This window comes from Shewanella surugensis (assembly GCF_023284005.1).
Taxonomy (GTDB): Bacteria; Pseudomonadota; Gammaproteobacteria; order Enterobacterales; family Shewanellaceae; genus Shewanella; species Shewanella surugensis.
This window is the reverse complement of record NZ_JAKIKS010000004.1, coordinates 94736-104221: the sequence shown is the minus strand read 5'-3', so window position 1 is coordinate 104221 and position 9486 is coordinate 94736. Positions and strand designations below refer to the sequence as shown.

The 9486-nt window shown below is 39.8% G+C and carries 6 protein-coding genes; 5 read left to right on the top strand and 1 reads right to left on the bottom strand.

All coding sequences use genetic code 11. The annotated features are described in order from the left end of the window. The first annotated feature begins 351 nt into the window (after positions 1-351). Positions 352-747 carry a type III secretion system chaperone family protein gene (locus tag L2764_RS02370; protein WP_248938636.1) on the top strand — a complete coding sequence of 132 codons (396 nt, stop codon included), beginning with the start codon at positions 352-354 and terminating at the stop codon, positions 745-747. Positions 748-817: 70 nt separating this feature from the next. Continuing rightward, positions 818-3028: an ankyrin repeat domain-containing protein gene (locus tag L2764_RS02365; protein WP_248938635.1), complete on the top strand. Its 2211-nt coding sequence runs from the start codon at positions 818-820 to the stop codon at positions 3026-3028. Positions 3029-3117: 89 nt separating this feature from the next. Here the strand turns inward: L2764_RS02365 and L2764_RS27650 are convergent, their stop codons facing one another. Then, positions 3118-5439, bottom strand: coding sequence for a M4 family metallopeptidase (locus L2764_RS27650; RefSeq protein WP_283106883.1), 2322 nt, complete (start codon positions 5437-5439; stop codon positions 3118-3120). Between the two features lie 333 nt (positions 5440-5772). Here L2764_RS27650 and L2764_RS02345 point away from each other — a divergent pair, with 333 nt between their 5' ends. The 3 genes from L2764_RS02345 (at position 5773) to L2764_RS02335 (ending at position 9480) form a co-directional block, all read left to right on the top strand. Continuing rightward, positions 5773-6192, top strand: coding sequence for a hypothetical protein (locus L2764_RS02345; RefSeq protein WP_248938634.1), 420 nt, complete (start codon positions 5773-5775; stop codon positions 6190-6192). Between the two features lie 295 nt (positions 6193-6487). Further along, complete coding sequence (locus L2764_RS02340) at positions 6488-7945, top strand: TolC family protein (protein ID WP_248938633.1); 1458 nt, start codon at positions 6488-6490, stop codon at positions 7943-7945. Continuing rightward, entirely contained in the window at positions 7942-9480 is a 1539-nt protein-coding gene (locus L2764_RS02335; RefSeq protein WP_248938632.1) for an efflux RND transporter periplasmic adaptor subunit, read from the top strand. The genes L2764_RS02340 and L2764_RS02335 overlap by 4 nt, the downstream gene beginning before the upstream one ends. Positions 9481-9486: the final 6 nt, after the last annotated feature.

The window sequence follows — 9486 nt, the reverse complement described above, 5'->3', positions numbered from 1 at the left end:
TAAGGTGTTCGATCAGGGTCATTGGGTTACCTCTCAGAAAGTGAGGTGCGATTAGATCACAGTAATTCAGCAGATTCAATCTTTGTTAACAAAGTGCGATCCCGCCCTGGGGGGGATGTAGAGTGTTTATATTATCGATTATTTGTGAGATGGGCTGTGATATTTTTTATTAGTTTCTGATAAAAATGCAAACTTGGATCGTTTAATAAACGTATTGATTTATTTCAGGTTAAAATAGCAGCGTTTAAACATTGTTAATTAGTCATAGTTAATAAGTGTTTGACGGGTCAGTTAAATAAAAACTAGAATGCTTAAATTGAAATGTATTTAATTTATTAAGTTAACGTATCGATGAAAAATAGCCCCATATTTGAAAGCTTTATTGAAGATTATAATAACATTTCAATTGGTAATAAATTAAGCGTATTAAATGATTGCGCTTCATTCTGTGTCGATGAAAAGTTTGATGTACACATTGTTTTTTTTGATGAAACCCAGAGTGTTCATATTATCAGTTATATAAAAATCATTGCTGAAAATACCCGCCAACAAGCTTATGAAATTTTACTAGAGGCTAATTATTTAGCCGTTTTAGACGGTTCTTTTTCTATTACGCCAGATAAGAAATATATAGCTTATAATGAAAGTTACCCTATTGTTAAAATAACCCCCTTTGAATTAGAAGTTATAATTTATCGCGTTATTAAAATTAGCCAAAAAACACTGTTCAATTATCATTCGATTTAAGGGTGTTGATTAAGCGTATTCCTTCTGAAATCACTTACTATTATCTAATAAGATCTTTATATTAAACATTATGCCTGATTTAAATAATTTTATTCCATCTCCTATTCGACATTTTCATGTTGATGAGCAATCTGTAGAGCTTATGCCAACCAATACTGGCGATAACGCTAAGCGTGTTCCCGTATCGACTGAGCTGATGGATCATTTAGTGAAAGCCAAGAGAACCATTTTATCGATAAAATATGATGAGGGAATTGAATATATTGGTAATCAAAAGAATCATATACAAGTGACGAGTGGTCAAAGTTACATTAATGCGATGGCAGGCAAGCGCATTAATTTATTTATTGATAAGGCCAATGGCGAGGTGAACCAAACGGCCTACAATAATTGGGATGAATTAGGACAGGCTGTATTTCGAGCAAGGGTGACGCAAGGTTCTTTTTGTGGGGATGTTGGGCGCTTGCTTTTTGTTAAATTAGCCGCAGAGCAGCATAGTATGCCTATTCACTTAGGTGCTTGGGATGGCGATCATTCCGTGGTGATTATTGGTCATTTAAATAAACAGGGAAGGCCTGATGATAATGCTGTGGTAGTCGATGCATGGTGTTTAACACCGACACCTGTTTTATATAAAGACAGTCATTTTAAAGCGGTGACGATTAGTAAAACCGCGCCGCCGACCACGGGAGTGGAAGGTGAAAAAATGCGTCAACAGATGCTAACAATTTTAACGGAAACAAAAAAAAGCGTCTTTAATATCGCACAAAAAGATGCATTGCTTGGGTGTGTCGATTCTAGTAAATATTTACAATCGAGTGTTCAGGAGGAGTACAAAAAGATTGTCCCCAGTTTTGAGATCTGTGAGGAGATTTTGCTTAGGGCGAATAAGCTTTGGGATCACCTTTCCCCTTATGCAAAAGACGTCAATGAGGTGGCGCGTATATATCAAGAAACACAAGGAAGAAATCGAACGTACTCGTTTGAGGTGGATACTAAACCTTATCTTGAATCCATGAGTGGTGCCAAAATGTTTGGTATAACTCATGATGAAGAAGTCAATATTCGCTCAGGTTTCACACAAGCCTTACTGAGTGAAAATACGAGTGTGGATGACTTGAAGCGTTTATTAAAGCTTGATCCCAAGGCGATGGAAGTGAAAGATAAGCAAGGTCGGTTACCCATACAATACGCATCCGAAGCGTATTACTTAGCAATGGATTCAGTTAAAAAAGATGCATTGGCAGAGAAAATAACCTTTTTAATTCAGCACCCTTCTTTTAACAATAAACAGATAGCACATAAAATGTTTACGGCTTGCTTTGAATTTACATTACAAACAAAAGCAGGCTATCCATTATTGGATGCGTTACTTAAACATCATTCTCATATTGATGTGAATGCGGTTATTAATCAACAAGGCCAAACACCTTTAATTCAAGCCATCTCTCGTGAAGATAGTGCGATGGTGAAGTGGCTATTATTACAAGATAATCTGTCACTGTCACAATGTGATAAGCAGGGGAGACATCCGCTTTTCACCGCCTTATATACGCCTAAAATATTTGAATTATTAGTCAATCAAAATCAGCACGAATTAGATTTGAGTGTCAAAGATGCTCGTACTCATAATACGCTACTGATGGCGTTAATTGAAAATTATCAACCAAAATTGAGTTTGGCTAATTTAAGCCAGAATGCCCCCGACGTTAAGCAGATTTTAATGGCTAAAATGACGGAGAAAGATTGTTATGTGACCAATGCTGCGGGGCAAACCGTGTGGGATCTGTGTTTTTCGCATCCGAGCATTTTAGCTCGTAATCTTGACATGGTAAAATACTTGTCTGTTAAAGCGCCCGAATTTATGTCGGCTAACAATTTAAGTAAACAATATCATCAGGGACAAACGGCATTAATGGGCATGGTGTATCAGCAATTGCCTGAATTGGAGAAAATGGCCATTGAAAGAATCTCCCCTAAGGATTTAGGGATTACAGATGAGTCGGGTAATACGGCCATTTCGCTTGCAGCGCATTATGGCAATGAGCAAGCGCTTAGGTTGTTATTAAAAAAAGCCAACGTCGAAGATTTACGTCTCAGCAATATCGGTTTTGAGAAAGCGTCATTATACGAGTGGGCTAAACATCGCTGTGAAAATCCGTCTTTGAAGACAAAATTACAGCGTAAGTTGTCTGGTACAGAGTTACCTTATTGCCGAGTGAGCCAAGCGTTATTACAAGAAATTTATGATAATAAAAACTTGAAGCCACCGAAACAATAATCTTTGATGTTTAAAGTGGAGGCTTCATATGTCAAATACCAGCCCGTCTAACGGGGCTGATATTGCTTGCTTTCATTCAGGATTAAGCGTTAATTTTCAAAGTTGACCACTTGTTGCGTAGAGCATATCCCTGCTGAAGTACAAACTTGATAAGTCACCTCGCTGACGGCATTAGTGTTAAAGCGATCGATAAACTGGCTATTGTTAGCGCTGCCTATTTGTATGCCATCTCGGTAAATCAGAAACGCGTTGTCATCGAGATTGTTCCAATCTAGAGATACTCGGGCACTGCCTTGACGAGATTGATTAACGGCTTTGATAATGAGCGGAAAGTTATCATTGGAGGCTTCTACCACAAAATACTGTGCTTTCAAGCCAGTACCGTCTTGATTGTCTTGAACGCTAAGCGTGACGGCATATTCACCTGAATTCGTATATTGATGAGTGACGTGTTCGCCTTGTGCTTGACTGCCATCGCCAAAGTCCCAATACCAAGTGTCAATCGTGCCATCATTATCAACACTGGTGCTGTTGAAGTTTGCTAAACCATGAGAAAATTCGGCGGTAAAGTCAGCAACAGGGAGTTCGTTCGGGGTGAGGGCCTCTGCGCTGGCGATTAAACGTGCATCATCGTACGCTGACCATGCATGCACCATCACCCAGTAAACACCGGCTGCAGATGAAGGCAATGAACAAGCTTCATCATTACCGGCTAAATAAGGGCGGCAATCGAAACGGTTAAAGGTGGGGGCTTCGCCATATTTGACATAGAGATCCGCATCGCCAGTCCCGCCAGAGAGCGCAATATTGATGTCATTGAGTTCAGTGTCGACATTGAAGGTGTAATAAGTTTGATTGCCTGTCGCGGCCGAGACGTCAATGGGCGTATTGTTATCTAATACAATAGGCTCTGGAATGGGGAGCGGCTCGGGCTCAACACAGGCTTCGACACCTACCGCATGAAAGGCGTTAATAATGTCTTCAGCGTTATAGCCTAAATCAAAGGCGGCATTTTTTACCCCGCAAGCGCCGTCCCAAAAGTGGCTATCGGCAGTCCAATAAATTTGATTTGCTAATAGCATGACTTCAAAGGCTTTACGTGTATCCCAATTGGGTGTGGTGGCTAAAGTATAAAAGGCCTGGTTAAAAATACCTGAGCTGTAATGTACATTGATGCCATCGAAATAATCATCAGGGTTATCGATTGAGCGGCCGTCGAGCGTGGGCTCATTCATATAACGTAATGCACCATCACCTTTAAAAATATCGGCGCCGACTTGCCAATCATTGCTGCCATGCATGTAAAATTCAGCAGCTTCTCCAGCCATATCAGAGAACGCTTCATTCATGCCGCCAGATTGATTCATATAAATGAGGCCTGAATTTTGTTCAGTCACACCATGACTGACCTCATGGGCAGACACATCTAAGCTAACTAGCGGGTGAAAGCGGGTCATACCATCACCAAAAGTCATGGCACTGCCATCCCAGAAAGCATTTTCAAATCCTTTTGAATAATGCACTCGCATGGTTAATTGGAAGCTCAGTGGTGCGGTGTTATACCACTCGCTGTACATGTTATAGATAACATTGCCAAAAAAGTGCGCATCATTGAGTGGTGAAAAAGCACCATTAACAGATTTTATGGTATTGCGAGGACAAGTGTATTCAAAGGCATTATTTCCCGACTCTCGGTGATTTAAGTTAACTGTTTTTACATTGGGTGAGTCCATGATGCAGGTATCGTTGTTGGTTGTGACATCAAGAAAGTCAAAATCGATTCCATATTCATATTGCCCTGTTTTACTGTTTCCACCAGGGCCAGTACCTATGGCTGCAAAGGTAAGCCCTTCCCAACGCTTAAGGATTTCCCCGCTGTGGGCATCGATGAGAGTAAAAGGGCGGGTGGGTTGCTCACCATATTGAACATAGGAGGTGATATAGACCAACCTTGTTTGTAGGGCATCATCTAAGTAAACCCATAAATTGGCTTGTTCATTATGGGATTGAACATCCTTGTCTTCTTGCTTCGCTTTGGAGGCACTTAAGGCTTCAGATGGAGTGATTGTTGGGGTTGTGAAAGCACTTGGTTTGGCGATGTTACTGAGCAATTTTCCTTTAAGGCTAGAATATACCCCCATGGAGGACACATTTGCGCTAATGGTGTGGCCAAACACGGGGATGTCAAAGAAGTATTGTTGTAAACGTTGTTTGGTCGTGGACTTGTTGAGGTTGATTGCTTTGGCGACTTGAAAATGGCTACCTGCTTCTAACATCAGAGCGGTATGAATGTTATTGCTGGATGCTGAATGAGTGAAACTTGACACATAGACACTATTTGCGGCAAGAGTTTGAGCACTGAGCGCAGCTGAAATAGCCAAGAAAATACAGCTAACCTTATTATTTCTCATTATGTATTATATCCATTAGAGTGATCATTAAAAGAGTGACATCCATTTCAAATAAAATGATTTAAAAATAAAGTGTTATAAATCACTACAGCCATTATTTATTAGGAAACAACTCTTTTATCCTATGGATTGAAAGAGTCATGAACAATAGGATGAAAGAGTGATATTTATGGACAAACAGGGTGTATTTACCCGCCTTTTGAGGGGGAGTGTCATTGAACAGGGTGATTAGGCTCTGAAACGAACAGCTTAAATCACATGGTGGCAGTATTTCGCTTGAATTGTTTTTGTTAAATGTTAATCTAGTGCTTCTTTTCATTTTGAGAGTGTTATGTGTTCTTAATCATTCAGTTTATTCAAAGAATATTATTGATTTCGCTATTGTGTTTGAGTTTTGTTACTCAGTCGATGGCGGGTTTGGTGATGTCTTGTGATGATATGAATGAAATGAGTATGCAAGCTGATATGAAAACGGGTGTGATAACAAGTCAGTTATCAATGCAGCATATGAGCGAAACAATGCTTCATGGTGAGAATAAGTTGAAGATGTTTTGTTCTGATAAAAATGTAGAACAAGGAAATCAACAATGCAATCAATGTGTTTGTGTTTTAATGTCATGTTCTTCACCCGCGTTAACGCATCAATTGAGTCCGCATGAACCTATACTGTTATTGCTTTCTCGGCTTCCTTCTATTACCACGCCAATATTAGCGTCGGTGACCTCTTCTGTATATAAACCTCCCATTAGCTAATTGTATTTTTTCTTTAGCATAAATTCTATTTAGTTTGCTTGTTAAATAAGGTGAGTTGTTCTTATATTTTAGGTGATATCTAAACTTAGCTGACTTCAGCACTATCTGCTGAATGAGATATAAGAACATAACCTATTTTAACGTCATTGGTGTTGAACCAAGGCTGACTTGAATTTGAAATAAATTATGATGCAAGGTTTAAGTGAAAAGTGTTTATTTTTCATTAATATCGACTTCCTTGGGTCTACAACAATAATGTCATAATTAACTTTATGAATTTGAGGGGAGCTCTCGAATGCGCAAGCGTATAAATAAGAGTCAGTGGATGATTTTGGGCATGACTATCTTCTTCGGTATTCATTTTCAAGTGGAGGCGATCGAAAGCAAGGATAAAGACCTGCCTTCAGGCCTTAATTTTGAAACAGCTATTTACTTAGCTCAACAAAACGATCCTTGGATAACCGGTAATCTTCATCAACAGCAGGCAATAGAGTCAAGGAGTAAGCTGGTAGGCACCTTACCTGATCCTAAAGTTTCGTTAGATATGGCTAACTTACCTGTTAACAGTTTTGATTTAGGGCAAGAGGCGATGACCCAGCTTAAAGTGGGTGTGTCACAAACATTTTCCCGTGGTAATACCCTCACCCTGAAAACTCGCCAATTAGCGATCCAGAGTGAGGCCTATCCCTTTTTGAGAGAAGATAGAGCGGCTAAAGTGGCGGTGATGGTGGGGAGTTTATGGCTTGATATTTATCAGATCCAACAAAGTATTACGTTAATACATGATAACCATTCGTTATTTGAACAGATGGTGGACATTACTCAAGCGAGTTATTCGGCAGCCTTTGGCAGGACAAATCAGCAAGATATTATTCGGGCTCAGCTTGAATTGACGCGTTTAAATGAGCGAGTCGATAAGTTAAAGCAAGAAGAGTATCGAGTCAAAGGCCAACTATCTCAATGGCTGAGTGATTTTTCAGATAATGGTAGTGGACAGCTTCTTTCAAGTTATTCAAATGGATGGACAAGTCATAATATTGAGATAAGTACTCAAATACCCAATATTAAGCTCCGTCATGCTGAGTTGTTTAAGGCGGGTAAGGTAATGAGTCCAGAAGCATTAATGCCGTTTTTTGCGTTGCATCCATCGGTTATGGCCATGGATAAAAAAATCAATGCGACGAAAACGGGCATTGATATTGCGAATCAAAAATACAAGCCTGAATGGGGGCTAAATGCCAGTTATGGTTATCGAGCGGATGATCCTACTGGGGTCAGTCGTTCTGATTTTATGTCAGTGGGTTTAAGTTTTGATTTACCTATTTTTACCGAAAATCGTCAAGATCAGGAAGTCAAAGCGGCCATTTCAGATACTGAAGCGGTGAAAACTGACAAAATGCTATTACTCAGAGATTTACTGGGTATTTATCTGAGTGATACAGGACGGTTGTTGAGTGTTAATCAACGACAGCATTTATATACCAGTAAGTTACTCCCCCAAGTTAACGACGAAGCTGAAGCATCGTTAACGGCATATACCAATGATGATGGTGACTTTTCAGATGTGGTGCGTTCGCGTATTACGGTACTGAATGCTGAAATAGATAAATTATCTCTAGATGTCGAGCAACAAAAAATTCGCTTAGAGCTCAATTATTTATTTGTTGGTGAGAAGCAACAAGTCACGATAAATAAAATTAATAACCACTTAGTAAGCAAAAAGAGAGATGGAACAAAGGGAGCGTTAAAATGAACATTAATATTAAATCATTGCTTATTGGGCTGGTGATTGGTGCCGTAGTGATCTTGGCTTATTATCAATTTATTGCACCTGTTTCCACAAATAATATAAAGGGTACTGCTCCAGCAGAGAGAAAAATCTTATATTGGGTGGCGCCCATGGATGCCAATTATACACGAGATAAACCGGGAAAATCTCCCATGGGGATGGACTTAATCCCTGTTTATGATGAGGGGGGGAAGGGACCTGATGCCGGACCCGGAACCATTAGAATATCGCCTGATGTGGTTAATAATTTGGGCGTGAGAACGGTTGTGGTGGGTTATAGCGCACTGCATTCAGAAATCGATACCGTAGGTTATGTGGCTTATGATGAAGATACCATCATACATATCCATCCTCGGGTTGAAGGCTGGATAGAGCGATTACATGTTAAGGCCGTAGGGGATCCAGTGAAAGAAGGGGAAGCCCTTTATGACATTTATTCACCAGAATTAGTGAATGGTCAAGAAGAACTATTATTGGCTTTAGATCGTAAGAATAAACGCTTAATGAAAGCTGCAGAAGATCGTTTACTGGCGTTACAGTTACCTCAATCTGTAATTAATCAGTTGATAAAAAATAAGAAAGTACAACAAACCATTACTTTTTATTCACCTCAAGATGGCGTGATTGAAAAGCTGGATATTCGGGAAGGTTTTTATGTGAAACCGGGCTCGACACTTATGTCGATAGGTAATTTGGCGGATGTGTGGGTCGAAGCCGAGATTTTTGAAAGCCAAGCGGCGCAGGTCAGAGTGGGTATGCCTGTTGTGATGACGTTAGATTATCTTCCCGGTAAAGTCTTTAAAAGCAAGATTAATTATGTCTATCCCAGTCTTGATGCAAAAAGCCGTACGATGAAAGTGAGGCTGCTATTTAATAATGAAGACGGAGAATTTAAACCTAACATGTTTGCCCACATTAGAATTGATGTGAGTGCTGGCAATAAGGCATTACTTATCCCAAAAGAAGCGCTTATTCGAACAGGCAGCCAAGACCGAGTGGTGCTGGCCTTAGGTGAGGGACATTTTAAATCCGTCGCGGTAACCGCAGGGCGTTTTGATGAGAATGATGTTGAAATTTTAAGTGGCTTGTATGCTGGCGAGAAAGTGGTGAGTTCGGCACAATTTTTATTAGATTCAGAGTCGAGTAAAACCTCTGATTTTAAACGTATGGATCATGACATGAGTGACATGAATGATAGAAAAAATAAAACCGGTAAGAACAATGTCGCCACGGCTTCTGGTGTGATTAACGTTGTGATGATGACACATAATATGTTGAATATTAGCCGTGGACCGATAAAAAAATGGGGGCGACCCGCGGCAACCATGGACTTTATAGTGAATAAAGCCATCGATATGACGGCATTAAAACAAGGTATGAAGGTTGAGTTTACTTTTGAAGTGAAAGAGGGTGAGTTTATTATCAATAAAATAACAATATTAAATCATTCTCTATCCAGTGATAAACCCGCTGGTTTAGATGCTCACGTTAAAGTATAGGAGGGC